The sequence below is a fragment of the Hyphobacterium sp. CCMP332 genome, from assembly GCA_014323545.1.
GTDB lineage: Bacteria > Bacteroidota > Bacteroidia > Cytophagales > CCMP332 > CCMP332.
Window position 1 is genome coordinate 784135 of sequence record CP058647.1, and the last position, 25959, is coordinate 810093.

Annotated in this window: 25 protein-coding genes; 10 read left to right on the plus strand and 15 right to left on the minus strand. The window is 35.8% G+C overall.

The window, feature by feature from the left end; all coding sequences use genetic code 11:
- Positions 1 to 21: 21 nt before the first annotated feature.
- The 4 genes from HZR84_03405 to HZR84_03420 form a co-directional block, all read right to left on the minus strand.
- On the minus strand, positions 22 to 2409 hold the full coding sequence (locus tag HZR84_03405) for a T9SS type A sorting domain-containing protein (GenBank protein ID QNL21024.1): 2388 nt from the start codon (positions 2407 to 2409) through the stop codon (positions 22 to 24).
- A gap of 5 nt (positions 2410 to 2414) precedes the next feature.
- On the minus strand, positions 2415 to 3254 hold the full coding sequence (locus HZR84_03410; GenBank protein ID QNL21025.1) for a hypothetical protein: 840 nt from the start codon (positions 3252 to 3254) through the stop codon (positions 2415 to 2417).
- A 198-nt stretch (positions 3255 to 3452) separates the two neighbouring features.
- Positions 3453 to 4499 carry a hypothetical protein gene (locus HZR84_03415; protein QNL21026.1) on the minus strand — a complete coding sequence of 349 codons (1047 nt, stop codon included), beginning with the start codon at positions 4497 to 4499 and terminating at the stop codon, positions 3453 to 3455.
- Between the two features lie 393 nt (positions 4500 to 4892).
- Positions 4893 to 6713, minus strand: a complete 1821-nt coding sequence (locus HZR84_03420; GenBank protein ID QNL21027.1) for a metallophosphoesterase — start codon at positions 6711 to 6713, stop codon at positions 4893 to 4895.
- 85 nt (positions 6714 to 6798) lie between these two features.
- On the opposite strand from HZR84_03420, the gene HZR84_03425 reads away from it, so the two are divergent.
- The 4 genes from HZR84_03425 to HZR84_03440 all read left to right on the plus strand — a co-directional run bounded on the left by HZR84_03425 (position 6799) and on the right by HZR84_03440 (position 9186).
- Positions 6799 to 7233: an SRPBCC family protein gene (locus tag HZR84_03425; protein QNL21028.1), complete on the plus strand. Its 435-nt coding sequence runs from the start codon at positions 6799 to 6801 to the stop codon at positions 7231 to 7233.
- A gap of 91 nt (positions 7234 to 7324) precedes the next feature.
- Positions 7325 to 7969 (plus strand): DUF4389 domain-containing protein, encoded by a 645-nt coding sequence (locus HZR84_03430; GenBank protein ID QNL21029.1) that lies wholly within the window; start codon positions 7325 to 7327, stop codon positions 7967 to 7969.
- Complete coding sequence (locus HZR84_03435; GenBank protein QNL21030.1) at positions 7926 to 8420, plus strand: DUF4870 domain-containing protein; 495 nt, start codon at positions 7926 to 7928, stop codon at positions 8418 to 8420. The genes HZR84_03430 and HZR84_03435 overlap by 44 nt, the downstream gene beginning before the upstream one ends.
- A 1-nt stretch (position 8421) precedes the next feature.
- Positions 8422 to 9186: a M48 family metallopeptidase gene (locus HZR84_03440; GenBank protein QNL21031.1), complete on the plus strand. Its 765-nt coding sequence runs from the start codon at positions 8422 to 8424 to the stop codon at positions 9184 to 9186.
- On the opposite strand, the gene HZR84_03445 is transcribed toward HZR84_03440, so the two are convergent.
- Positions 9183 to 10112, minus strand: a complete 930-nt coding sequence (locus HZR84_03445) for a bestrophin (protein ID QNL21032.1) — start codon at positions 10110 to 10112, stop codon at positions 9183 to 9185. The two genes, HZR84_03440 and HZR84_03445, sit on opposite strands and share 4 nt — an antisense overlap.
- Positions 10113 to 10150: 38 nt before the next feature.
- Positions 10151 to 10588, minus strand: a complete 438-nt coding sequence (locus tag HZR84_03450) for a GNAT family N-acetyltransferase (GenBank protein QNL21033.1) — start codon at positions 10586 to 10588, stop codon at positions 10151 to 10153.
- A gap of 108 nt (positions 10589 to 10696) precedes the next feature.
- Here HZR84_03450 and HZR84_03455 point away from each other — a divergent pair, with 108 nt between their 5' ends.
- Positions 10697 to 12196 (plus strand): NAD(P)H-hydrate dehydratase, encoded by a 1500-nt coding sequence (locus HZR84_03455; GenBank protein QNL21034.1) that lies wholly within the window; start codon positions 10697 to 10699, stop codon positions 12194 to 12196.
- Here the strand turns inward: HZR84_03455 and HZR84_03460 are convergent.
- Together HZR84_03460 and HZR84_03465 are read right to left on the minus strand one after the other, a co-directional pair.
- On the minus strand, positions 12193 to 12885 hold the full coding sequence (locus HZR84_03460; protein QNL21035.1) for a hypothetical protein: 693 nt from the start codon (positions 12883 to 12885) through the stop codon (positions 12193 to 12195). The two genes, HZR84_03455 and HZR84_03460, sit on opposite strands and share 4 nt — an antisense overlap.
- Positions 12886 to 12940: 55 nt before the next feature.
- Positions 12941 to 13114, minus strand: a complete 174-nt coding sequence (locus HZR84_03465; protein QNL21036.1) for a hypothetical protein — start codon at positions 13112 to 13114, stop codon at positions 12941 to 12943.
- 149 nt (positions 13115 to 13263) lie between these two features.
- On the opposite strand from HZR84_03465, the gene HZR84_03470 reads away from it, so the two are divergent.
- From HZR84_03470 to HZR84_03485, 4 genes are all read left to right on the plus strand, one after another.
- Positions 13264 to 13920 (plus strand): pyridoxamine 5'-phosphate oxidase family protein, encoded by a 657-nt coding sequence (locus HZR84_03470; protein QNL21037.1) that lies wholly within the window; start codon positions 13264 to 13266, stop codon positions 13918 to 13920.
- Between the two features lie 29 nt (positions 13921 to 13949).
- A complete protein-coding gene (locus tag HZR84_03475) occupies positions 13950 to 16874 on the plus strand; it encodes an FAD-binding protein (protein ID QNL21038.1) in 2925 nt (974 codons plus the stop codon).
- Positions 16875 to 16996: 122 nt separating this feature from the next.
- The gene (locus tag HZR84_03480; GenBank protein ID QNL21039.1) at positions 16997 to 17743 is read left to right on the plus strand and encodes a hypothetical protein; all 747 of its coding nucleotides are present in this window, start codon (positions 16997 to 16999) and stop codon (positions 17741 to 17743) included.
- Positions 17744 to 17861: 118 nt separating this feature from the next.
- Positions 17862 to 18845, plus strand: a complete 984-nt coding sequence (locus HZR84_03485; GenBank protein QNL21040.1) for a histidine kinase — start codon at positions 17862 to 17864, stop codon at positions 18843 to 18845.
- Here the strand turns inward: HZR84_03485 and HZR84_03490 are convergent.
- A complete protein-coding gene (locus tag HZR84_03490) occupies positions 18803 to 19441 on the minus strand; it encodes a hypothetical protein (protein QNL21041.1) in 639 nt (212 codons plus the stop codon). The two genes, HZR84_03485 and HZR84_03490, sit on opposite strands and share 43 nt — an antisense overlap.
- A 157-nt stretch (positions 19442 to 19598) precedes the next feature.
- Between HZR84_03490 and HZR84_03495 the strand changes: the two genes are divergently transcribed.
- A complete protein-coding gene (locus HZR84_03495) occupies positions 19599 to 20333 on the plus strand; it encodes a LytTR family transcriptional regulator DNA-binding domain-containing protein (GenBank protein QNL23176.1) in 735 nt (244 codons plus the stop codon).
- Here the strand turns inward: HZR84_03495 and HZR84_03500 are convergent, their stop codons facing one another.
- The 6 genes from HZR84_03500 to HZR84_03525 all read right to left on the minus strand — a co-directional run bounded on the left by HZR84_03500 (position 20334) and on the right by HZR84_03525 (position 25880).
- Complete coding sequence (locus HZR84_03500) at positions 20334 to 20657, minus strand: hypothetical protein (GenBank protein ID QNL21042.1); 324 nt, start codon at positions 20655 to 20657, stop codon at positions 20334 to 20336.
- A gap of 63 nt (positions 20658 to 20720) precedes the next feature.
- Positions 20721 to 21671, minus strand: a complete 951-nt coding sequence (locus HZR84_03505) for a hypothetical protein (protein ID QNL21043.1) — start codon at positions 21669 to 21671, stop codon at positions 20721 to 20723.
- Between the two features lie 76 nt (positions 21672 to 21747).
- Positions 21748 to 22710, minus strand: coding sequence for a DUF4340 domain-containing protein (locus HZR84_03510; protein QNL21044.1), 963 nt, complete (start codon positions 22708 to 22710; stop codon positions 21748 to 21750).
- A complete protein-coding gene (locus HZR84_03515; GenBank protein QNL21045.1) occupies positions 22700 to 24214 on the minus strand; it encodes a Gldg family protein in 1515 nt (504 codons plus the stop codon). Before HZR84_03515 ends, HZR84_03510 begins: the two co-directional genes overlap by 11 nt.
- A 12-nt stretch (positions 24215 to 24226) precedes the next feature.
- The gene (locus tag HZR84_03520; GenBank protein ID QNL21046.1) at positions 24227 to 24952 is read right to left on the minus strand and encodes an ABC transporter permease subunit; all 726 of its coding nucleotides are present in this window, start codon (positions 24950 to 24952) and stop codon (positions 24227 to 24229) included.
- Between the two features lies 1 nt (position 24953).
- Positions 24954 to 25880: an ATP-binding cassette domain-containing protein gene (locus tag HZR84_03525; protein QNL21047.1), complete on the minus strand. Its 927-nt coding sequence runs from the start codon at positions 25878 to 25880 to the stop codon at positions 24954 to 24956.
- Positions 25881 to 25959 lie beyond the last annotated feature (79 nt).

Genomic DNA, 25959 nt, shown 5'->3' on the forward strand with positions numbered 1-25959 from the left:
TATTTTTCGTAATTGTGAATGCTAATCTATAAAAATCCTTTTCACGCTTTTTTGACCTCCAGCTTTTACTTCAAGAAGATAAATACCACTTTTCAAGTCGGCTGTTACAAGTATGAAATGATTAGCAGTTTTAGCTATTCTGTTTTCGATCTTTAAGACTCTCCCAGCGATATCCATCACAATTACTTCAAGCTCGTTTATTTCTGAGAAGTTTTCAGATAAAGCTATTTTAACGAAATCATCTGCCGGATTGGGGTATGTTATGAAAGTAAAGTTTGAATTCTGAAATGCTTCTTGTCCATAATCCAAACCAATTTTCGTCTGAATTTTTTGGGCTTGGTAGTCATTACTATTACAAATGTTATTGATTTCTGCAGCTGTAGCCAAGATTATAGACGCATCGCAGCTTCTACCCAATCGACTGATTTGCAAATCTGAATTTGGTAATAGGTCTGACTCAGAATTTACATCAATAGTATGCCCAGCAATAACGTTGGTGAAACCCGGGTTCACGGGATGAACAGCCGTTGCTGTTATAGTACTATTACTTACTGTAATTGTTTCCAAGGCACTAACATCTTCGTCAATCGTGGAGTTATTGATATTTAGATTCTGAGTAGCACCGAAGAAACCATTGTTTTTACTGTCAAAAGGAGATTTGTTAAACCAATTGTAATTGTATATAGCTCCATAAGGAATCCATTGACTATTATCAGGACCGTAAGAATATGAATGAACGACTAATTCAGTTTCCCATGTACTTTTATGTAAGAATTTTTCTCCATTGTTATTTTCAAAAACTAAAATTAAAGATAGATTAAGGTCGTCAATATTTAAATTTGGATGAATAAAACCAATCTTACTTTCATCTATAATTATTGCATTTTCTTCTGCACAAGCCAGGGGTATTAAGTCGGATGTCCATTGTGTGTCATTAATAACAGATCCGCCACTTGTAGCTATAATACTATGTCTATTTAAATCAACAACATTCAGTTGAAAGTATTCTTCAACAATGTTTAAGTCTGAAGCAGGATTTAAGGCAATTTTTATACTCTGTTGATTAATATTAAACCACTTCCTAATCCGAGTTTCATAATATCCGCCTGGTAAACTCGAAACTTGCCGATAAGTCCACCCGGTATACATTTCAATTATTGGTTTTTCCAACAAGGTATAAACCCCCAAAATTTCATTATATAAAGGATATCGATCATCAAAATTGGGTAGTTGATTATTAGGTACAAAACTGGAACCTGGAGTAAATAGTGGTTTTGTAAAATAGTTAAAATTGGAAGTTAGAGTCCCACTAAAATTATGTTCAAGTTGTATTGACATTGGCGGTAATGACACAGTGTTTGCACCATCCTTTTTTTTGCCACCACCTACGAAAAAGTCTATTATTGACAAGGCTTCCGAGATATAAGGCACAGCTTTTAATTCAGGAATATTGTTTGTTAAAAAGCTTCCGAGATTATCAATACCCGATTTCATGTCGGTTTCTTTACTTTTCCCTGTTGCTGTATTTTTTGCATCCGTTTTAAATACACTAAAAGATTTATAGCCTTTTTTCCCTGTTTCTATTAACTGTCCCGCTTTTTTAACTGTCCCGTAGAAGTCATTCCAATTTGCAGAACTGGAAGAGCTTGCATTTGCCTTATTAACGATAGTTTGAATACTACCATTACTAAAGCCTTTTAATTCTATTGTGGCTTCATCAATTAAATTTACATCAAATTTCAAATTACTGATCCCGCCTGGATTACTAATGGGAGGTGTACAGGTGCACGGATCATAATTGACCGGAAAATCGGCATAATGCCAATGTTTCACAAGAGTGCCTCCATTGGTTAGCTTCTGAACATTGGATGCTACCGCGGTTGGATCAAAATTTTTAAGAGGTTTTTGCACTTTGTTAACTGAGCCTAAAAGTGCTGTATTATAGTCACCTTCAATTTCCAGCACAATTTCGGTCAGGTTGTTTTGGTTTAGTTGATCAATAGCTACAAATACCCTAATGATAGAACGGAATTTATTATATAAAACAAAGAAGAGTTGCCCGGATGCTGTCGGTGGAAGAAGAGGGTTACCCAGTTTATCAAGTCCTAAATCAACATAAAGTAATTCCCAACCGTCTTCGGGCTCAAAATCGTCTGTACCGTAAAGACTTGTTACCCCACCATTATTAACATTGTAAGGATTTGCCTGTTGTTGAACAGCCCCTCCAACAAAATTTACGTTGTATGGATCCTGAGTCCAATCGAAAAAGTTGTTTAGATAATTTGGATGTTGATTATTTACGGGATTTGAAGGGTCGGTCATTACTCCAGTTGGAGGGCACGGTATTTGTTGAGCAGCCAATGGTGAAGATATGACCATCAAAAAAAGAATAGCATAATAGTTTTTCATACTTATTATTGTTTGATACCGGAAAAAATGTCATTTACATAAGGATCATTCAAAACACTCCATTGGCAGGTGTCATTTGGATTAAAAGGAAATATCCCGAAATCCATAAGTAAATTTTTATTATTATCTACCACTCCAAAAGCACTGAGACCATTGCAACAACCGATCTTAGTACCGATAGAGCTCAGATAAAAACTCCGATAACCTAGTTGAATATCTTCTAGTCCCCCGCCACCCAAACTACTTGTTGAGCATTTAGGTGTAATGCCTGCAATGGAATATTTTCGATCACCCCAAAAATCTGTTGTGGTATCAATTTCAAAAAAGTTTTTTTCCTCAGGAGCACTTTCCATATAGCCTTCAAAACGACCAAGTACTCTTGAACTGTCTTTGGGAACAGTGATGAGTAGGCGAGTAAAAACAGCAGTATCACTATTATTCGGAAAACAAGTTTTGTCACTTTCTTTATACACTTTTAGAGTAATAGGAATCGGAGTGTAATTTGGTAATCCAAAACGCAATGAAAATTCCCTTGTATTCCAAACACGCGGATCCGTGCCCACACTCCATTCGTAATAGTCAGCTTCGAAATCTGCCCTGAACAGCGCGAAATTTGAATTCAGAATCGTGTCTGTAGCAACATCTTTAGATTCAAATCCATCACTGGGTTTCGGTCCATTACCCAAAAGCTCGTAAATTGTAAAACTGGCATCTGATTTAGTCTGTCCACAGCAAGGGTCATAATTATTACAATCTACATTGCACGGGTCTTCGCAATCTTCATTGCAAGCAATAAAAGTGCTGAGAATAAAAATTGAAAAAATTAATGCAAATTGATTTTTCATTGATATTGTCTCTTTAGATAACAGTTAACTTCACCCCTAAAAAAATTAGTTAATGGTGTCAATTGTTATACGTTGTTTGCCTGCCAAGATGAGTAAAGTTTTTGAATCGAAATTTGTCCAACTTTGAAATTCCCTGAATTAAATTTTCAATTCTGATCGTTTCAAATTAATTATTGTTTCATTGAATTATGACCCGAATTATTTGCCTAAGTCTTCTATTTGCCCTTGCAGATCTATCACATAAAGAGTGAGTTCCTCTATTTTTTCAAGCAATAGGCGGTTCATATCCGCAACATCTACCCCAGATTCCATCACCTCTTTTGTACTTGGGATATTAGGTAAATGCCCATTTTCTTTAATATAATCGTCTAGTTCTTGAATATTTCTCAGCTCATATCCATCTTCAAAAACATAGTCTGACCAGTTATGTGCTGTGACTATAACGCGTCTTGCCGCTATTTTACCGTTTACATGAAGTTCAGCGTCAGAATGGGGTCCATTGTTACGATTACCAATAGTAACTTTATCCCATAACCTAATTTGTCGCTCTCCAACTTCTTCACCCGCGCCCACGATATCGAGATTTGGAGTCCAGATTTGATAACCAATTTTTCCAGCGTTCACTTCTTTCTCAACACCATAGCCAAATTCAAGATAATTACTTTCACGGATTTCTACGTTATTTTCATGCCTTGAAATTCCATTGAATGTAGAAAGGTTTGAAACGGAAAAATTTTGTTGAACATTTAAATCTCCAATTAAATTGGAACTTCCTTTTACCTGAAATTTATGAGAACCAATATTGATATCAGCATAAGTTTCTCCAATAGAAATCTTGCTATTTAACATTAATATATCATCCTCAAAAGTTGCATTATCCTTGAAAGTCGATTGGTTATGAGTTACAAAACCTCCATAAACATCTAAATTCAATGGTCCTAAACCTATGATATTGGTGTAGGTAGAATTATTTCCGCTGTATTTAAATTTTAATCCCCCGGTAAACCCTTCATTTTTAATCTGAAAATTTCTATAGTGAGTAGTTGAAATCTCAGTGTCTGCATAATTCCAATTAATATTTATTGCCGGAAGGTTTGAATTAGGTGTACCCCCTGGCGCAGCATTATCAGATTGGATTGTTGTGGTCACATCAGTTCCGTTCAATTGCCATTCCAAGTGACTTTGACTTAATACATTTGAGAAAATAAATAGTAATGATATTAGAGTTATATAAAATCTCTTCATGCGTTCTTACTTTGTTGTTGCAGCTCTAATCAAAAAAAAAAAATATAACATCAAACTTTTATCATAAAATTCATAAAATAAATATCTAAATACATTTAATGGGTAGATACTGAATAACATGAAATCGAAAAAATATAATAAGCATGATTAAGGTTTAGGAGAAGCAATTGAAAAGTTTGAGTTGATTATTCCCACGCCCCGCGGCATGGCGGGGGACACGGGATCCCCTTCAATGTTTTCGTCATTCCAGTGCATTTCACAATAATCTCTTTTGACTCCAGTAACTTCTTTCAACCCGACCCCGCATCAATTTTCGGTTTTAGTCTCAAATCTGCGCCGGGACAATTCCATATCACATTATATTACACATTCGTAATCCGAAATTCGTAATTCTTAATTTCTAAAGAACATCCCCGACCCCAGAAAATTCTCATCCCCTCTCCAGTTTGGCTGCCAGTAATACATCTTCGGATCTTCTTCATCAAAATCTTTATCTCCAACAATTAGGTTGAACCTGAAATTTTTCCAGTCTTTACCTTGCAATTGCTCAATGTATGAAAGTGGAATGGCCCATTCAAAAGTATAGCCTTCTTCATTTGCTTTGCAAGCGTATTGACTTCCTTCAGGCAGTTTTTCGCTCTTCCATGTTTGCGATTCATTTTTGCCTTTCTCCGGAGTCATTAGAAAATACATTTCATTTTTATACCAGCCTTCTCCCACACTCAATGCGCTTTTTTCTGCTATTTCAGCATTGAGACAAATGCCAATATAATCCTGAGTCCATGGCCTGCCACTGCCATAGCTAATCACATTATTATCTTTAATTTTAGCCGCCAGATAAAGCATATCCTTATCGTATTTTAAGTCAAAATTTGCCTGAACACTAGCATTGCTTTCCGGTAAAATTTTGTAGTTAAGATCTTCCCAGTCTTTTAAATCGGCATCAACAGAAATTTTCTTTTTGGCCTTTTCAATAAAATTTTTCCTAATTGGTTTTAATCGGTATTCAAAAGGCAGTTTTATCTCTGTTTCACTTCTACCCGTATAAGTTAGCGTTGCCTTTAATGTTACGGGGCGTATATTACCAATCTCTTGTTTATTCTTTACTAGCATTGTCATTTCGTACATCCCAACGGAGTTTGGCGGAACGATTATTTCTTCCTTATCCCCATAAATTATCAGGTCAAAACTAAATCCGGGATTGAATCGAATTTTTAATGGTACGTTTTCATCATTGGTAATACTGGCTACAATTTTCGCCTCATTTTCAATTATATCATTGGTATAGATCAGTTGAAATTCAATCGGTGATTTATCCTGCAAATAATTGATTTCGTTTCTGACATCTTCAGTGACCACGTTTTCATCCCAAATACCCTCAAGTAAAAGATTGGCAACAATTGCCTCACCATTTTTCATGGTCACCCAAACTACATGATCAAATTCACCAAATCCGGGTCCCCTTAGATTGCTTCGCCCACCGGTCGTTGCCAAGACAAAATATTTGCCTTGATTTCTTTCGTATTTAGTGTATCGATGGTAATGACCGGTAAACACGTGATGTGATCTGTTTTTAAGCAAATTTTCTACATCCTTCCACCTTTTTGTATCCTCCTGGGTCCAAAGCGGTTGATGCATGAATACCAGGGTGTGTTTTACATTCTCATTTTCTTTTAGTGTTTTACTGATCCAATCAAATTGCTTATCCGAAATGGTTCCTCTCCCCGCCCCGCGTTTTTGATCTTCGGAATTAAGACAAAGAAATAGAACACCCTTGTATGTAAAAGCATAATAAGTATCTCCTAATCTTTCTTTCCAAAGATTTTCCATGACCTGATTGGTGATGTCGTGATTTCCCGGAACGTAGAAAAAGGGCATATCCAGTTTCTCGATAAAACCATCAAACTCTTCCCATTGACGTTCCAGCACCGGAATATTTTCGGTATAGCCATCGATCAAATCCCCAACTGACATTACAAATTCGGGTTGAAGCAAATTCAATTTATTTATGGCATCCATAAAAACACCTGGTCTCTTATCGCCCGTTCGATCCGTTACGATTGCGAATTGAAAATTATTTTCACTTCTATTAACTTTTGTACTTGTAAATGGGTGTACATCAGTCGATTGCATAGGTAGAATTGTTATGCCGGCATTTTGTGATTTGGAATCAACAACTAAACTCAACATCAGAAATATCAATAGAATTCGCATAGCTATCTTTTCAATGGAAATATTAAATTTACTATTATGACTAGCATTCAAAGTAAAGGGAATATTAAATTTTGACAATTATTTTATGAAATACGAGCTGGAAATTAATATAAATAAGCCAAGAGAGGAAGTAATACGATTATTTGATAATCCCGATAATATGTCGAAATGGCAAAAAGGTTTAATAAGTTTTGAGCATATTAGTGGTGAAGTTGGGCAAAAAGGTGCAAAGTCACGATTGTTATACGACATGAATGGCCGTAAAACTGAAATGATCGAAACTATTACCAAACGCAATTTGCCTGAAGAATTTAGCGGGACCTATGAGGCAAAAGGGGTATTTAATATCCAGGAAAATTATTTCTACGTTATTGATGATAAAACAACCAAATGGAAGACCATAAGTGAATTCAGATTTAAAGGATTAATGAAAATTATCGCTTTTTTATTTGGCTCATCCTTTAAAAAAACGAGTTATAAATTCATGGTGGACTTTAAAAACTTCGCTGAATCTCAATGAATCATATATATTTATTTTATTATATATCAAATAAGTTTTACATTAGGATTCAAAATTTCTACTCTCGAATAAAAACTCTAATAAAATAATCATGGCAACATTTGAAATCGCTTATCAGGAGCGCTATTCCAGAAGTGAATTGCTCCTTAGAACCTTATTTGGCTTTATCTATATCGCACTTCCACATTTGTTCTTACTTGCTTTTCTGAGCATCTGGAGTGCAATACTTACTTTCATTGCTTTCTGGTCAATATTGTTTACCGGAAGGTATCCGGAAAGTATGTTTGAATTTCAAGTAAAACTAATTCGATGGAATACAAGAGTTAATGCGCGATTAAACAACCTTGCCGATGATTATCCAAGATTTGGGCTCAATGCAGAGGATGAACATGTAACCGTTGAAATTCCCTATCCAGAAAAACTTGATCGAGGAATTCTCATACTAAAAGTACTATTTGGAGGTTTTTATGTTTTACTTCCACATGGATTTATTTTACTTTTTAGAACTTTAGCTACTTTGGTTTTAATATTTCTTGCCTGGTGGGCAGTATTGTTTACCGGCAAATACCCTAAATCCTGGCATGAGTTTAACGTTGGTACTTCACGCTGGTCTTTCAGGGTAAATAATTATATGAGTTTGTTAACGGATGACTATCCACCATTTTCAGGAAAACCAGATACAGGAAAACCAGATGCAGGAACAGAACAAATACAAGGAAATACCACAACCGAATGAAATCCCAACGCGGGAGCGTGAGGATGCAATGGGCTCTTATTTTATGATGTTTGCCGCATTAGCGGCAGGCTTGCCCTTGCCTATTATAAATCTCATTGCCGCTGTTATTTATTATTATCTCAATAAAAAGAAAAGCGCATTTGTCCATTTTCATGCGCTCCAGTCTTTGATCAGCCAGCTTCCCACCAGTCTTATGAATATCGTTTTGGTATTCTGGACAGTGAGAAATTTCATTTACGATTTGGAATTTACCCGATTGTATTTTGGCTATCTGGCCGCTGTTATTATCGCCAATGTGTTCTATTTAATCATGAGCATTGTTGCCGCCATATGGGCCAGAAAAGGAAGGATGTACTATTTTATATTTTTCGGACCGCTTTCTTATAAAGTGGCATTTGCAAATAAGGTAGAACAGGTCAAAGATTTCGAAAACAGGGCCCCGAGATTATAAAATGAGAATTTTTAGAGATCTTCTGATTTTACTTGCGCTTTTTGGACTTGTCTGGTTTGCTTTTAGCCTTTGGTCTGAACCTGTTGTACAGGACGATTTCATTACAGTAGAACAGGAAGAGGAAATCGCTGAAACCATACAGAGTTTTATACTTAGTGAGTTTGAATTTAGCAGCGATTCGAGTTTTAATACACTTCTCGATACCGTTCGAAGAAGATTATTAAAAGGTCTTGATACACCGAAATACGATTATTCCTTTACCCTTCTTGAAGGTGAAGAAATCAATGCTTTTTGTGCCTTTTCCGGAGAAATATATGTGTTTAAAGGCCTGATTGAGGAATGTGAAAAACCGGAAGAACTGGCAGCGGTTCTTGCACATGAAATCGGCCATGGCCAAAAAAGACATGTGGTAAAGAATCTCATTAAGGAACTCGGAATTACAACAATAACAGTAATTATTTCAGGTGGTGACCCTGTAATAGTTGAGCAGGTGGCTAAAGCGGTTATTAGCAGTTCATTTTCACGAAAAATGGAATATGAAGCGGATGATTTTGCATTTGATTTGCTCCAGAATGCCAATATTAACCCTCAGCATCTGACTGCTTTTTTTATTTCACTTCAATCAAAAAAAGACCATTTTATCCCCGAATGGTTAAGTACTCATCCCGCACTTGACAAGAGAATTGAACGATTAGCGGGAAAAGAGAAAAATGTAGACTATTTGGAAATCCCCATCGATTTTAAAATGGCACAGGATTCTATTTAAAAAATCTTCTGATAAATCTCAGGACTTGCCTTGCATTCTTCCAGCATGTCTACTTCCAGAATTTCAAATACATTTTCCTTGATTGTATTGGCAATTGTACCGGTTGGCAGATCGTTGCAGTCCAAGCCGAAAGGTTCCTCAATTTCACCACCCATCATTTCCACCCCGATAAAAGCAAAGAATACAAACATTACGGCAGGAATGGCCCAATATTGCATTTCAGAAACAAGAGCAAAAGGCAACATTAACCCATATGCCAGAATAAAAATTTTAATATAAACACTGTATGAAAATGGAATGGGTGTTTTTTTGATTCGCTCACAGGCTCCCAAAATATCCAAGAGGGATTGATGCATAGGCCTAATATTAATCATATCCGCCTCTGTCATTTCCCCCCTTTTATAAGCATCGTGCAAACATTTCTGGATTTGCATTGAAACAAAATTTGGTATGTGATTTTTTGACTTATAAATCTTTTTTTCTCCTTCGCCGAGCATTATTAAATTTTTCAGATCAACCCCATTTCTAAGATGATCGACCAATGAAAGACAAAAATTGCTAATGTGGATTGCGAGGTATCTGCGGATGGGTTTGTCAGAATCAGGCAATTGGGAATGTGCGTATACAGCCAGGTTTCTGGTATTATTGACAAGAGCACCCCACTGTTTTCTACCCTCCCACCATTTGTCATAAGCCGTATTTGTCCTAAATACAAGCAAAATACTTAACACAATTCCCAGCAATGAGAAAACACTGCCGACATATGTTTTGTAAGATTCAGGAAATAACTCAACATGAAGAACGCATATAATTAGGGTATATAATCCCAACGCAATTACTGAGCGGACGATTTTTACCATGGTCCAGCTCCTGGCCAAATTAGAAATATCCTTAAACCAATTTTTATTTGAGTCATAAACTATCATAAGCTCATTTTAGATGAAATGGAAAATTAATTAAACAATTATTTCAACCACATAACAATTTTGTCCAGGCCTAGACCAAAACCGTCTTTTACTCTATGCGAAATTTCAAATCCCAATTTTACATAAAATTCAAACGTGTGTTGTGAGGTTTCAATCTTATAACGATGTTCGGGAAATATTTCTTTAAGTTTTTCTATCCTGAACCTTGTGAAAAATGACCCAATTCCTTTGTTGTGAAAATCTCGGTGAACCATCCCCCATGCCAATCCGGCTATATCAATATCATCTTCAAAAATACCACCACAGGCTACTATCCTATTTTCATTTTTTAGAACATAATATAATTCATCAGGACTGTTATTAAGGTAATTGATAAAAACAGGTCTTTCGTCTTCATGAAAATAAACGGGTTTATTGCTATCAAAAATCGACAAACAGGCATTTAAATATTCAAATCGATAATTAGTTATTTCCATTTCATTTATTACCTGTTTCCAAGATCATTTATTAAATAATAATTCCTTAAACTATGAATGTTTTTTCTGTATTTGACAGTCTATTGAATTAAATTAGTGTTTAAGATTATGAAGATACTTTCAGCCCTTCAAATTCAAAAACTAGATCAATTTACTATTGAAAATGAACCAATAGCATCTATTGATTTAATGGAAAGGGCCTCCTCAACATTTGCCGATTGGTACAAACAAAATTTTGACCAGGAGCAAATTGTAAGGATACTATGTGGCCCCGGAAATAACGGTGGAGATGGACTTGCTATTGCAAGATTATTATCTCAAAAAGGATATAAAATTGAAGTTGACCTTGTTAATCCTAAGAACAAATTCTCTCAAGACGCGGAAGTAAATCTCAAAAGATTGCCTGATAAAATTCCTGTTAGACATATCCGGGAAGTAAAGGACATTCCATTGAATTATTCTTCGGAAATAATAATTGACGCACTTTTTGGATCGGGTTTGGATAGACCCCTGCAAGGAATTTATGCTGATATTGTTAGGGTGGTAAATAAATGGGATGCTGATATTATTAGTATAGATATTCCTTCTGGTCTTTATTGTGATAAAATAAATAGCGATGAAAATAAAATTAAGGCCAAATACACCCTAAGTTTTCAATTGCCAAAACTGTCTTTTTTTCTAAAAGAAAACGAAGATTGCATCGGTGAATGGACTATCCTGGATATAGGCTTGTCCAAAGAAGGCCTTGACAAATTAAAAACAGACATTTATTATTCCACTCATTCCGATATAAAAGCAATTGTAAATAAGAGGAGGAAGAAATTTGATCATAAAGGTAATTTTGGCCATACTCTGATAATCGCCGGGTCAAAAGGAAAAATGGGTGCTGCAGTTTTAGCCTCAAAGTCCGCATTGCGAACGGGTTGTGGTTTGCTCACCGCATATATTCCTGAAGTCGGTTATAATATTTTTCAAAGTGCTTTACCTGAGGCAATGTGTATAACAGACATCGGAGAAAGTTTTTTGATCGATATTCCAGATTTACAGCCCTTTAATTCGATTGCAATCGGACCTGGAATAGGTCGAAATGAAGAAACATTGACCTGTCTGGAAACATTGTTTGAAAGATATTCAAAGCCCTTGGTGCTGGATGCGGATGCACTCAATCTGCTCGCTAAAAATGAACATCTCCTTAAGGCGATTCCGGAGAATTCAATTCTAACGCCACATCCCGGAGAATTTCGTCGATTAGCGGGAGCCTGGGAAGACGAAATAGAAAAATTAACATTGCAGAAAGTGTTTTCAAAAACCTATAAGTGCATAATTGTTTTAAAAGGAGCTTATACAACAATTTCTGATGCCAATGGGAATATTTATATAAACAGTACCGGCAATCCCGGAATGGCAACAGCAGGTTCCGGAGACGTATTAACAGGCATGATTGCAGCACAATTATCGAAAGGCATGGACGCTTTGAATGCAACTAAATCAGCAGTTTATCTTCATGGCCTTTCAGGTGATCTGGCCCTTTTAAAAATTCATGAAGAAAGTATGATTGCAGGTGATATTATAGATCACATCTCGATGGCTTATCAAAGACTCGACTAAAATCTTCCGAATTTTAGCATCATATTGTAATTAATGCCATTGAAAGCCTTCTTACTAGTATTCTCAAGTTCAAAATTATCTGCGGATCTATAAGATATTCCCAATCCCAATCTGGTATGGCGGGTTAGGTTGAATTCAACATTTACACCGGGTTCTACAACAAAAAATACGGCGTCATCCAATAAATCCTTCTCTCCTTCCTGCAATTCTTCGTTCCAATCCCTGAGGTACCCTACCCACCCGGCTCCAAGTAAAATTGGGAATGTGATATGCACAGGTTGATTAGACATAATTATTGGCTCGATTATCAATCCACCATAACCAATAATCGGCCGCATGCTTCCTCCTTCCGGTAAATATTTCAATTCAATATCATCGACTTCTACTGAAGGGAGCATGGAATTAAATTCCAGACCAATGGCCAGGGTACGATTAATAACGCCTGCCATTTTTGCTCCGAGAAACAAGACGTCTTCTCCAAAGTAATTATGCCCTTTAAAATTTATTGCTAAATAAGCTCCCGAATGATAATCACCATTGAAGATTGTCTTCATCTCCTTTTGATCGGAACGATAAACCCTTCGCTCGATTCGATGCAATAAAGTATCTTCACTGTATTCATTTATTACTTGTGAAAAGGAAAAAAATGGGGCCAGCAAAGAAATTGCCAATAGAATTTTGTTCAACATGGTCTTTTTTTTTATAAAGACAAGAACAAAATAAAAGGGTTGCCAATAAATTTAATTAATCATTCATCACGATTTTTTGAATCGAATCAACATCCAGAATTGTAACTAATTTGGCATTCTTAATTCTCCAATTTTCCTGTGGTTGATGTAGGACATGAACAAATTTTGGCGCTTCAGCATTTTGTGGTTTTCTTCCTCTTTTTTTAGGGATCTTAATTTCCTCTACCATGTTTAACGATTTAGTGGTCAATTATACGTAATAGTGATGCTCACAAAAAGTATAATATTTTAAATTAAATAGATTTTTATTCAAGTGGTAAAAAAAAGTTCAAAATTGTAATTGTTTTGAACTTATAAATAGAATAATACAATCGTGTCATGGAATATTCAAAGAAACCTTTAAATACCGTAAAAAGAATTCCCAAAAGAGGTAATTATAATAAAGATGAAATTTTTGATATTCTGGATAGCAATTTCATCGGGTATATGGGATATGTATACAAGGGTTACTCCATCACTATACCAATGGCCTATGGAAGAAACGGGAATGAAATTTACATTCATGGCTCTAGCAAAAACCGAATGATCAATTCTATTCAGGAATGTGAAAAAGTAAGCATGACCGTTACGGAAATAAAAGCCCTTGTCCTTGCCAAATCCGTATTTCATCACAGCATGAATTATCGATCGGCCGTAATATTTGGGAAAGCATCTCTTGTAGAGTCAGAAAATGAGAAAATTGATGTATTGAAAATTATTACTGAAAACATTTTAAAAGGACGATGGAAAGAGGCAAGATTGCCTAATAAAAAGGAATTAAAAGCTACAGCAGTATTAAAAATTCAAATTGAGTCCGCCTCTGCAAAAATTCGCGAAGGAGAGCCGATTGATGAAAAGGAAGATTTAAATTCAGGCATTTGGTCGGGATTATTAACTATTAATTCTGACTTTGGAAAGGTAATTAGCGATTCCAATTCGAATGGATTAAAAATTCCGGATAGCCTTGAGAAATTTTTATTAAGAAATGAATATTAGTTAGTTTTAATTTTCATAGCAAGAATTGAATGTTTAAGACAAAGCTGATTGCCGATTTTGAAGGGGAGATAGTAACTGATGAAGTCAGTAGAAAAATATATGCTACGGATGCTTCAGCATACAGGGAAATTCCACATGCCGTTGCATTTCCAAAAAATAAAAATGACTTAAAAAAATTAATTCTATACGCAGCTAAAAACAAAACATCCTTGATTCCACGAACCGCCGGAACCTCCTTAGCGGGCCAGGTAGTGGGATCGGGAATTATCGTCGATGTATCAAAGTATTTTACTAAAATTATACAGCTTGATAAGTCCGGAAAGCGCGTTCATCTTGAGCCCGGAGTAATTAGAGATGAATTAAATCAATATTTGGCCCCACATAATCTATATTTTGGTCCTGAAACTTCTACTGCCAATCGAGCCATGATCGGTGGAATGGTTGGTAATAATTCATGCGGTTCTAATTCTGTAGTTTATGGCAGTACAAGAGAACACCTCATTTCGCTCAAGGGATTTTTAAGCAACGGCCAGGAAGTTGAATTTAAGGCACTAGATAAAGAAGCCTTTGAAGAAAAATGTAAGCTGCCATCGGATAATTTGGAGGGAAATATATACAGAAATATTAAAGACTTACTTGGCAATGGACAAAACAGGAAATCCATAAGCGATGCCTACCCGAAACCAAGCATTCCAAGGAGAAACACGGGCTATGCTTTGGATTTATTAATGGACTCAGAAGTTTTTCAAAATGGAACAAATCAATTCAATTTCTGTAAGCTTCTGGCTGGTTCAGAAGGAACGCTTTTCTTTATAACTGAAATTTGTCTTCAACTGGTTGATAAACCTTCTAGCAATAAAGTTTTGCTTTGTGCACATTTTAATTCTATCAAAGATTCATTAAAAGCGAATTTATATGCCTTAAAATATAAACCAAGTGCTTCCGAATTAATGGACCACTATGTTTTAGATTGTACAAAGGAGAATATTGAACACAAAAAAAACAGGTTTTTTGTTTTAGGCGATCCGCGGGCTATTCTGGTGATTGAATTCACGGAGTCTGACATTGAAAAAGCACAAGATAAAGCCAATCAACTTATCGAAGATCTTAGAAAAGCAGAATTGGGTTATCATTTTCCTTTGGTAACCGGAGTAGATACCACCAAAGTATGGAATCTCAGAAAAGCCGGTTTAGGCTTACTTTCAAATTTACCCGGCGATGCGAAACCCGTGCCGGTTATAGAGGATACGGCTGTCGATGTTAATGACCTTCCGGATTATATTGAAGATTTTAATGAAATCCTCAAAAAATATGACCTTTATTGTGTGCATTACGCCCATGCTGGTTCCGGAGAATTGCATTTGCGTCCAATCATAAATCTTAAGACGAAAAGTGGGCAGGAATTATTCAAAACTATTCTCGATGAAATTTCCACTTTGGTCAAGAAATACAAAGGTTCTTTAAGTGGTGAACACGGTGATGGCCGATTGAGAGGAGAATTCATCCAGAAAATGATTGGTAAAGAGAATTATCAATTATTGAGAATAGTTAAAAATACCTGGGATCCCCAGAATATTTTTAATCCCGGTAAAATTGTCGATACCCCATCCATGAACAGTTCATTGAGATATCAGACAGATCAGGAAACACCTGACATCCTAACATATTTTGATTTCTCAAAGAATCAAGGAATTCTAAGGGCAGCAGAGATGTGCAATGGATCGGGAGATTGCAGGAAAACACATTTGAGCGGCGGAACCATGTGCCCGAGTTACATGGCGACTAAGAATGAAAAAGATACAACCAGGGCGAGAGCGAATATCTTAAGAGAATATCTTAGCAACTCGAAAAAAGATAATCGTTTTGATCACAATGAAATTAGGGATGTACTTGATCTTTGTTTATCCTGCAAAGGATGTAAATCTGAATGTCCAAGCAATGTCGATATGGCTAAAATGAAGGCAGAATTCCTTCAAAATTATTATGACAGTAATGGAGCAGGATTTAGAGCCAAACTTTTCGCTTCATACGATAAAAGCAATGAACTGGCTTCTGTTTTTCCGGGCCTCTATAATTTCATAACTCAAACAAAACCTTTTAGCAGTATCTTCAAATCAATCGCAGGTATTGCCCCTCAAAGGAGCATTCCAAAACTGCATACTATTAAATTGAAATCCTGGTTTGAGAAAAATAAAACAAGTATTAATCCATTAAAACCCAGAAAGAGAGTTTGGCTTTTTGCAGATGAGTTTAGCAATTACAACGATGTTGGTATTGGAATAAAATCGATATTACTCTTAACAAAGCTTGGATATGAAGTCATCATACCCGATCATAATGAAAGTGGCAGAAGTTCCATTTCAAAAGGTTTTTTAAAAAATGCTAAATCAATTGCTGAATACAATGTGAATGCCCTTGCTGATATCGTTAGCGAAGAAAATCCGCTTTTGGGTATAGAACCTTCTGCTATTTTCACTTTCAAAGACGAATATCCCGACTTGGTTGATGAAAGCATTCAGGAAAAAGCCAAAAAATTGGCTGAGAACTGTTTTATGATTGAAGAATTTCTTGCAAAGGAAATGGAATTGGGAAATTTGGATTTGACGCTGTTTACAAAGGAAAAGAAAAAGATACTATTACATGGCCATTGCCATCAAAAGGCCATATCTTCTACAATTCCGAGTAAAACCATACTTGAAATACCCGATAATTATATGGTAGAAATTATACCCTCGGGTTGTTGTGGAATGGCCGGATCTTTTGGTTATGAAAAAGAGCATTATCATTTATCCCAAAAGATTGCTGAACTTGTATTATACCCTGCAATTCAAAAATCATCTGAAAACACCTTAATTGCAGCACCAGGGACAAGTTGTAGGCATCAAATAATAGATGGGACTAAGCGAAAAGCCTTTCACCCGGTTGAGATTTTATTCAATGCAATTGAACCTTAAGAATTTCCACATTGACCGATAATAATCGGCCATTGGCCGAAATTCTATTTTTTATTTTCATCGAAGAAAATAAATTAGCTTCTGATTGGAGGTCAAATTAAACTCATTCTAAAATTAAAAATATGGATCAATTACCAACTCGAAGAATTGCACTCGGTATAATACTAGTTATAGCCGGAGTCCTTTTATTGTTTAAAAATTTTGGCATGTTGCCCTACTACTTTTCAGATGCCATCTTTAACTGGCCCATGCTGATAATGGTTATAGGTGCAATTGCATTGATAAATCGCACAAATAAAACACCTGGTCTTATTATATTCTTTATTGGTGCGTACTTCTGGATAGACCGTTATTTAAATCTGGATTTAAGGTGGACGCAGGCATTCTGGCCAGTTGTTATCATAACTATTGGTATATACATCCTGGTAAAGCATGGAAGAAAAAACAATTGGCACCAAAATTTTCAGGAAGGTGCAGAAAAAAAAAATGACCGGACCGAAGGACCAGAAATAACACCGGGAGGTTCTGATACTTTTGACGAAATTGCCATCTTTGGAGGTGGTGACCGCAGCGTGAGTTCAATGTCTTTTAAAGGGGGAAAAGCAACCTGTATATTTGGTGGTTCAGATATCAATTTTAAAAATGCAAAATTGATAAATAATCAACCTGCAGTAATTGATTTGCTCTGTGTTTTTGGAGGCGTCTCCTTAAAAGTACCAAATGACTGGACAGTGCACTCCGAAGTAACCCCACTTTTGGGTGGATTTGGTGATGACCGGGATTTGTCAAACATTCACCCGGATCCAAGCAAAGTCTTGATAGTTAAAGGTTTGGTGATATTCGGAGGTGGCGATATAAAATCTACCTAAAGAAAGGGTGCAAAATCCATTTATATCAAATAATAAGAACTTATTTTATTATATCCTTTTATGGGCTGTTATAGCGACAGTCCATATTTTATATATTCTTCGAAATTATGATTTCGGCTTGTCTATTTCCATTTCTGATGGGCTATTTTTTAATTTCAGTTTTGCGTTATTTGGCCTTGGACTTTGGTATTTAATTAAATATTCAGTTTGGGATGAAAGAGATAACATACAGGTTATTGTCAATTTGTTTCTCGGAGCACTGGTAATAATTTCACTTTGGATTGGATTCAATGAATTAATTCTCCGATTGATATTCAGCCAGTCAAATGATTATCATAGTTTCCTCAAATCATTTCGGTTTTGGCGAATCTCGCTGGCCGTTTTTTATTATATCCTTATCATTCTAATTTATTATGTTATCATTTATTATGTCAGATTGCAGGAGAAAAAATCTGCAGAAATTGAGCTTAAGCGAAATATAACCGAAGCCAGATTGAATCTTATCAGAAATCAGGTAAACCCACATTTTCTATTTAATAGCCTCAATTCCATTTCATCTTTGACTTTATCAGATGCTGCAAAAGCGAGATCCATGATTGGAAGACTTTCTAATTTTTTGCGAAACTCTTTGTCTCATGAGCCAAATTCTATGATTAGTCTGGAGGAAGAACTTCAAAACTGTTCCGAATATTTGGAAATTGAGAGAGTGCGATTTTCGGAAAAATTTGTTTTCAAATTTAATCTGCCACCCGATTTGCACTCAGTTTTAATTCCAAATATGCTGTTACAACCAATTTTTGAAAATGCGATAAAACATGGTGTGCAGGAAAACACAGGTAATACAGACTTGATTTGTGAGATAAAAAAAATTAATAATGCTGTTCAAATACTTGTCAAAAATACGCTTGAAGAAAAACCGGTCTCAAGTAAAGCGGGGACATCCTTTGGACAGAAGAATATAAAAGAAAGGCTTTCCCTGATTTATAACGGAAAAGCCAATTGCAGTTTTCGCATTGAAAACAATTTATATCTTGCTGAAATAAATCTGCCAATCCATTATCACAAAGACTGGATACGCTCTGAATCTCCATCTTTATCATAGAGAATTCTTCCTTCACCATTTTCAATCCAGATTAAATTTGGGTTGTCATTATTATCCAACATAAAATTGGCAACATGCATATCCCTAATAGTATCGTTAACAATAGAACCTGATATCACATAAGCAAAAGTTGCATTCTCAAATTCTTTTTCAGATTCAACTTCGGCAAAAACAGAAAAGGCATCTCCTTTACCAACTATAAATGCGCCCAATCCGGAACCGGATTCGAATTTATTCACATAATCCAGCTGTACAGATAAGTTGTATTGATTGAATGACGTGAACTGAACTTTGAAATCAGGATATCTATAACCAATAAAATCTTCAGGGATATTGGAATTTTTTAAGATAAACTTTGAACCGAGAAAAATTCCATTTAAGGGTGGCGGTGTTCCACCTCTGTTTATGATCATCCCGAGATTCTCCATTTCGGCTAAAACGTCTGCAGGAACCAAATCGTTAATATCTTTGGTCAAACCATTATCTTCAACTGTTTTTTGAACGGGTTCAGGTTCCTTGTCTTTTTTACAAGAAATTGAAATAAATGCAAGGCATAACAATAAACTCAATACACCCGGGTATTTAAAACTATTCATAATAATATTTTTTATATCCAACATATTCGTGAATCTGAGGAAATTCAAATTTAAATTCAATAATTCTTTTTTTAAGTATTTTCATTAATTGTAACGCACCGCTTATACATTCTTATATTTAATTATTAAAATTAATCCTTGTCTCAAATAAGAAATAATTTTGAAAGTATTGATTATTGATGATGAAAAACCAGCTCGCCAGCTATTGGTTGAATTGCTTAAAAATAAGAATGACCTTGAAATTATCGGAGAAGCATCCAACGGATTTGAGGCTTTAAAACAAATTAACTCACTTAATCCCGAATTGATTTTTTTAGATATTCAAATGCCGAAAATAAATGGCTTTGAATTACTGGAAATACTTGATCAACCACCTTTGGTAATTTTTACTACCGCTTACTCGGAATACGCTATAAAAGCTTTTGAAATGAATGCAATAGACTATTTGCTAAAACCAATAGAAGAAAGCAGACTTGAAATGGCCATAAATAAAGTTTTAAATTCAAGAACCGGTCGACCTGATATTCAAAAACTGAGTGAGAACCGATTATCAGAGAAGGAAAAACTCGAAAAAATAGTAGTAAAAACAGGCAATCAAATTCATATTTTGCCTATCGATGACATTGAACGAATTGAAGCCTATGATGATTATGTGAAAATCCATTCAATGGATAAATATTATCTCAAAAAAATGACAATGAAATTTTTGGAAAATAAATTACCTAATGATCAATTTATAAGAATACACAGGTCTCATATATTGAACAGTAACCATTTACAAAAATTAGAGGCTATGGGTAAAGAGAGCCATTTAGCCATTCTTAAAAATGGAGATAAGATTCCGGTGAGTTCTTCCGGCTATCATTTACTCAAAGAAATTTTAGGTTTTTGATCAGACGATCACTTTTTGAGGCTGACTTTCCTCAATTTTTAGGGAATCATTGCTTGAACCCGTTTTGAATATCATTCCACAAACTCCAAAATACTCGACAGAAATATTCCCGAATTCATATTTGTAATTGCTCAAGAAGATTAAATTCATTCGATCGCCCTTGCCAATCGCCAACAAATAACCCGGTGTGAATTGGGTACCATGATGAATCGAACCATATTCTTCACCAATTTTATTCAAATATGCTCTTTCGGAAGGATTGCTTACTACTAATGCAATTAAAAAAAGACCTAACACGAATATTATCCGGTTTGCTTTGCTCATGAAAAACAAAACAACTTTATTAAATGAAAGGTTTAAAAGCCCTCATGGAATGAGGGCCAATTATTATTGAGTACAGGTACCGTTTCCGGCTACAGTTCCACTATAATTTTCATCCAATATATCAAATGTCGTGCAATTAAAAGTTACGGAATTACCACTTCTTGTAACAGATCCGCTTACAGTAGCCCTTGTAAATGTTCCTGAAGTGTTTGCGCTAAGAATATAAGGATCATTAAGAACATCAAAATCCGTGTCCGCATATTTTGAAAGTGATTGCGTTCCATCTTGAATATTATAGAGATAAGCATAAGCTATTTCTGAATTTGACAGCGTTTTTTGAAAAATGATTATTTCCTTTCCACTTCCTTGAGGATCTAATCCACAAAGAACTAAATCTGCAACATAAGTAATTCCATCAATGGAAAAGTTACCTTCTCCCGGTGCAGCTGGACAGGGAGGATCAATCAAATCTTTACAACTTGGTTCATCACAATTACCGCACATAAGAGCCACGTCTCGGATATTTGCTTTAGAAATTTTACCATCGGAAGTAACTGCAAATTCATAACATTTGATGTCATGGCAGACCTGCGATAGATTGGCACAAGTAGCATCAGTTACCTGAAATGGGACGTTTAATGTTCCTGATGTAGATCCCGATGGAACATTGACCGGAACGACATTGACAGGACCCGAAGTACCAAACCTCATTCCGGCACCCACTACATTGCCTGAAGGAGCACTAAACGTAATTTTACCCTCCATTTGTTGATTTGGATAAATTGGCATTGCAGCAGATCCCGGTGCAGGGCCTTCAATATCAATTGTTTCATCTATTTCCATAGTGTCGGGGTCCACTGTATAAGAGCCTGCCGGTAGCTGAAGGTTTGAATTAAAACTAGTTACAGGATCACCTTGTGGTGCTACTGTGCCTCCTTTATTATTGTCATCATCTCCACAGGATATAAATAGTATAAAAACTATTCCAAAGCTTAGGTAAGTTAATTTTCTCATTATTTCATGTTAATTTAAGCTAATATAAATAAGCTGCTTTAATCAACAAAACATCCCGAAAGACTCAGGGATTTATTTACAGGTTGAAAAACTCTTCCTTGCTGAGAAAAATATCATTAAATAAATCCTCCCTGTTTACCTTAAACCAAACCTCTGAATTAAGACTTGAATTCATGAAAACATTAATACTATCCCCTTCCTTTACTTTGATTATCAATGTCGACATGTTATCTCCTTCAATTTTCAATGAATAATCGGGACTGCCCTTGGCTTCAAAGTCATCAGCAAATTGACTTTGATTATTTATGACCAGTTTTGATAGTACCTGATCTACTTTATTATCATCTGCTTGTTCACCTGCGATCATCCAGGCTGAATCCACTCTCTGAAGGATATAAGATTCTTCTCCGGGTAAATTATAATGGAGTTTTCTAATATCCTCTTTTTTCGTCTTTATAAAGGTCTGATCACGAAAAGCATTGATATCTCTATTAAACGTCATCGTTAAAAATCCATCGGTTGCATACACTTCTTCCTGATCAATAAGTCTGAAATATGTAAGCGTTTTCATCTGCTGCCGTTGATAGGGATTTGCTTGCGGTGCCTGCTTATAACTAAATTTTCCGATCATAATACCCATTTCGGTCCCATCCTCGTATACCACTTTAACTTTCGTTGCCAGAGAATCGTTGACCTGAAATTTCTCCCATTTCTCTTTGGATCTTGCTGCCAAACGCGTTGGTTTTATGTTTTGAATGGCATTGATCAAAGCCATTACGGTCGATTTCATTGCATTTACACTAAGCTCTCCTTTTTGTGCTTTCCAAATATTATTCTCCCGAATTAGTCGAATTTCTTGCTGATTATTGATTTGAGGGTAAATAAGAATCTCGGTAATTTCTGCAGTATCAAGACTAATAACATTTGGATTAAAATTACCCTTGGTCCTGGTGACATTAAAGTACCTCACCAATAAAAAAACAGCAGTAAGAACGACAAAAACAATAAGCAGCTTACTATTATTCCATTTAGTTGCCATAATTTTCCTCCATTCTTTTTATTCTCACATTTCTTTTTACCTGCATTCTTGCAATGCCATATATAACCACAAGAATAATTGGCAATAGAAAATTTAAAAATTTCAATGTGGTTTTTGTCCCATCTTCAAGATCGACTAAGGGCCTTGATGTAACTCCCTTTGTTCTTAATTCAATCAATCCCGTGTCATCGGAAAGGAAGTCAATGCTATTTGCCATAAGAGAAATATTATCAGCCTGCATTCTCTGAGCCCCTTGACCCTCGCCTGTTACTGCAAAATCTCCATCACCGAAAACAATCAATCTTGAATTCGCAGTACCTGATATTTTTCCCTCTAACAATGCTCCGATCACTTGTTTACCCAATGGATAATCTGCCTCAGTCCATTGTTTTTGAATGTTAAAATAAGTTGGCGCGGTTTGAGTACCGGATTTATCTGAAGAATACACCAAAGGAGTCCATTTAATTGAGCTGTCTCCTTCATAATTCAAAGGACTTGCAAATGGAAATATCACCTGCTCCAGACCTTTTGTAACAGGATGATCTCTAAAATTTTGAGCAATTGGCAAATAGGGAAATTGTATCTGAGTATTATAGACAAATATTCCCTGTTGTTGCTGTACGGAAACAGCTCCGGAATTGGGATCTACTAAAAAACTGGAAGGAATGTTAAGTCCTTTTTGAGAAAGCCAGCTTTCCAATCCCGTGCTCATTATTTTTCCAAATGATTGTTGCATATCAGCCTCTACCCTGTTTAATGCAATCACCAGATTTCCACCTTGTGCTAAAAAAGCGTCTAAAATTGCCAATTCCCCTGCCGGAATGGTGTCTTTAGGTCTGATTAGCGTCAATGTTTTATAAGTACTCAAATCGGAATCTGTGCTGATGTCGACTTCTTTTAATTGATACAGAATCGACAATTGAGCATTCAATTGCTGAAGTTCAGCGATGCTCGCTTCGCCATGACCACTGACCAGGCCAATCACCGGTTTATCAATTACCGACAACTTTTTAATACTCGTTGAAAGAGAATACTCCATTGCCAATCCGGGCTGCATAAATGGTATTATTTCTTTTTCTTCTCCCATTTCAATAAGAACTCCTAAATAGGCTTTTTGCTGTTTAACCTGGTCTTTTTCCCTTACATTAATCATAACCGGTTGAATACCGGCCTTGATCGCCTGATTTTCCAGCTCTTCATTTTCCGACGGATTTATAAATTCAAAAACCAGCATTCCATCTGAAAGACTGGAATACTCTACCAGCATTTCCTGTAAATCGCGTCTTGTTTTGGCAATATCGGGTGGAAGATTTTCTGAAAAGAAAGCTTTAACTGTTACAGGTTCTTCAATATCCTTTAAAATATCTTTAGTGGCTTCACTAAGGGTATATCTTTTATCTTCGGTAAGGTCCAAACGGTAATAAAGCTGGTCAGAAATAAAATTTATAACCACCAATATTCCGACAATTAAAACGACACTCAATATTATTCTACTGTCTTTCATAATATCCTGATTTTAACTGTTTAAATTTCTTTTTGCCAACGATAATTCTGCCAATAATATGCCCACAGCACCCAGAGACAAGAAGTAGATGATATCTTTGGTATCCAATACACCTCTTGAAATACTTTCAAAATGAGTTGATAAGCTCATGAAAACAAATATTTCTCCAAGCCATCCGGTAAAATTGGGAGCCAAAACATCGAATATGATGTGAAAAAATAAGCCGATGAATAAAGCGAGAAGAAAAGCCACAATTTGATTGTTGGTAATACTGCTGGCATATATTCCTATGCCTATGTAAGTTATACTCATCATCACAAGTCCAAGGTATCCACATATCGTAGCCCCCAGATCAAGATTACCAATATTGGAAAGAGTAATCACATAGGGAAAAGTGAAAACCAATGCAATACAGATCAATAATAAAGTAGCAAGGAATTTACCAAGTACCACTTCTCTATCGCTTACTGCTTTAGTGAGCAACAATTCAATGGTCCCGGTTTTTTTCTCTTCCGCCAATAATCGCATGGTCAGGGCCGGAATAAAAAAGAATAAGGTCCAGTAGGCAATGCTAAAAAAACCTCTCAGACTTGTTTGGCCAATTAAGAAAATATCCTGACCGTAGAGCCATGTAAAAAAACCGCTGAATCCCAAAAATGCAACCAGCATGATATAAGCGATGAGGGAATCAAAAAATGATTGTAATTCTCTTTTTGAAATTATCCAGATAGCATTCATTTTAGTTCACAGTTAGGTTTCTGAAAATATCTTCAAGTTTTGTTTCATAAGGTATCATTTCAGTGAGTACCCATTTATTCTTAACACAAGATTCAAATACAGCGCGTTTAGAAGAGGATCCACTCTTACTTTCTATTTCAAAAGCACCTTTTTCGGACAAACTTTTTACTTTTTCTACAGAATCAAGATTTTTTAATTCAGACTCAATTTTGGAAGGCTCGGCATCTTCAATTTTAATTTTTAAAATTTCTTGTCCTTGTGCCTGGGCTCTTAGCGTTTCTGAAGTTCCATCGGCCACAATTTTACCTCTGTTAATAATCAAAATTCTATCGCAGGTGGCTTCTACTTCAGGCAAAATGTGCGTACTGAGAATGACTGTCTTCTCCTTTCCCAAATCGCGAATCAATTTTCTTATTTCTACAATTTGGTTGGGGTCTAATCCCGTAGTAGGCTCGTCCAGAATCAGGATTTCAGGATCGTGGATCATCGCTTGCGCAAGGCCCACTCTTTGTCTATACCCTTTTGAAAGTTCACCTATCTTTTTGTGTTTTTCCGCATTCAACCCACATTTATTTACCATTTCTCTGATTCTCTCCTGTATTTTGGATTTTTCCACCCCTTGAAGCGAGGCGCAAAATTCAAGGTAATCTATTACAGGCATTTCATGATACAAGGGATTATTTTCCGGTAAATAGCCTATGTGCTTTTTTAATTCATCGGGATCCTTTTTGATTGATTTGCCACCGATATTAATCTCACCTTCTCCTACTGAAATATAATTGGTGATCATTTTCATTGTGGTGGTTTTTCCGGCCCCATTTGGTCCCAAAAAACCCAGAATTTCCCCTGTTTTCACCTTAAAAGAAATGTTATCAACCGCGCGCTGAGCGCCGTACTTTTTAGTAAGGTTTTCAATAACTATGTCCATAACACTCTGTTAAAAAAATTTCGATTGCGAAAATAAAATAGAGTGTGAAAAGTCAAAAAATAAAATTTAATTTTTCATC

What these genes read in the sequence shown, in the direction of transcription:
- HZR84_03405 (QNL21024.1), bottom strand. Translation starts at nt 2,409, where the DNA reads ATGAAAAACTATTATGCTATTCTTTTTTTGATGGTCATATCTTCACCA.
- HZR84_03410 (QNL21025.1), bottom strand. Translation starts at nt 3,254, where the DNA reads ATGAAAAATCAATTTGCATTAATTTTTTCAATTTTTATTCTCAGCACT.
- HZR84_03415 (QNL21026.1), bottom strand. Translation starts at nt 4,499, where the DNA reads ATGAAGAGATTTTATATAACTCTAATATCATTACTATTTATTTTCTCA.
- HZR84_03420 (QNL21027.1), bottom strand. Translation starts at nt 6,713, where the DNA reads ATGCGAATTCTATTGATATTTCTGATGTTGAGTTTAGTTGTTGATTCC.
- HZR84_03425 (QNL21028.1), top strand. Translation starts at nt 6,799, where the DNA reads ATGAAATACGAGCTGGAAATTAATATAAATAAGCCAAGAGAGGAAGTA.
- HZR84_03430 (QNL21029.1), top strand. Translation starts at nt 7,325, where the DNA reads ATGGCAACATTTGAAATCGCTTATCAGGAGCGCTATTCCAGAAGTGAA.
- HZR84_03435 (QNL21030.1), top strand. Translation starts at nt 7,926, where the DNA reads ATGCAGGAACAGAACAAATACAAGGAAATACCACAACCGAATGAAATC.
- HZR84_03440 (QNL21031.1), top strand. Translation starts at nt 8,422, where the DNA reads ATGAGAATTTTTAGAGATCTTCTGATTTTACTTGCGCTTTTTGGACTT.
- HZR84_03445 (QNL21032.1), bottom strand. Translation starts at nt 10,112, where the DNA reads ATGATAGTTTATGACTCAAATAAAAATTGGTTTAAGGATATTTCTAAT.
- HZR84_03450 (QNL21033.1), bottom strand. Translation starts at nt 10,588, where the DNA reads ATGGAAATAACTAATTATCGATTTGAATATTTAAATGCCTGTTTGTCG.
- HZR84_03455 (QNL21034.1), top strand. Translation starts at nt 10,697, where the DNA reads ATGAAGATACTTTCAGCCCTTCAAATTCAAAAACTAGATCAATTTACT.
- HZR84_03460 (QNL21035.1), bottom strand. Translation starts at nt 12,885, where the DNA reads ATGTTGAACAAAATTCTATTGGCAATTTCTTTGCTGGCCCCATTTTTT.
- HZR84_03465 (QNL21036.1), bottom strand. Translation starts at nt 13,114, where the DNA reads ATGGTAGAGGAAATTAAGATCCCTAAAAAAAGAGGAAGAAAACCACAA.
- HZR84_03470 (QNL21037.1), top strand. Translation starts at nt 13,264, where the DNA reads ATGGAATATTCAAAGAAACCTTTAAATACCGTAAAAAGAATTCCCAAA.
- HZR84_03475 (QNL21038.1), top strand. Translation starts at nt 13,950, where the DNA reads ATGTTTAAGACAAAGCTGATTGCCGATTTTGAAGGGGAGATAGTAACT.
- HZR84_03480 (QNL21039.1), top strand. Translation starts at nt 16,997, where the DNA reads ATGGATCAATTACCAACTCGAAGAATTGCACTCGGTATAATACTAGTT.
- HZR84_03490 (QNL21041.1), bottom strand. Translation starts at nt 19,441, where the DNA reads ATGAATAGTTTTAAATACCCGGGTGTATTGAGTTTATTGTTATGCCTT.
- HZR84_03500 (QNL21042.1), bottom strand. Translation starts at nt 20,657, where the DNA reads ATGAGCAAAGCAAACCGGATAATATTCGTGTTAGGTCTTTTTTTAATT.
- HZR84_03505 (QNL21043.1), bottom strand. Translation starts at nt 21,671, where the DNA reads ATGAGAAAATTAACTTACCTAAGCTTTGGAATAGTTTTTATACTATTT.
- HZR84_03510 (QNL21044.1), bottom strand. Translation starts at nt 22,710, where the DNA reads ATGGCAACTAAATGGAATAATAGTAAGCTGCTTATTGTTTTTGTCGTT.
- HZR84_03515 (QNL21045.1), bottom strand. Translation starts at nt 24,214, where the DNA reads ATGAAAGACAGTAGAATAATATTGAGTGTCGTTTTAATTGTCGGAATA.
- HZR84_03520 (QNL21046.1), bottom strand. Translation starts at nt 24,952, where the DNA reads ATGAATGCTATCTGGATAATTTCAAAAAGAGAATTACAATCATTTTTT.
- HZR84_03525 (QNL21047.1), bottom strand. Translation starts at nt 25,880, where the DNA reads ATGGACATAGTTATTGAAAACCTTACTAAAAAGTACGGCGCTCAGCGC.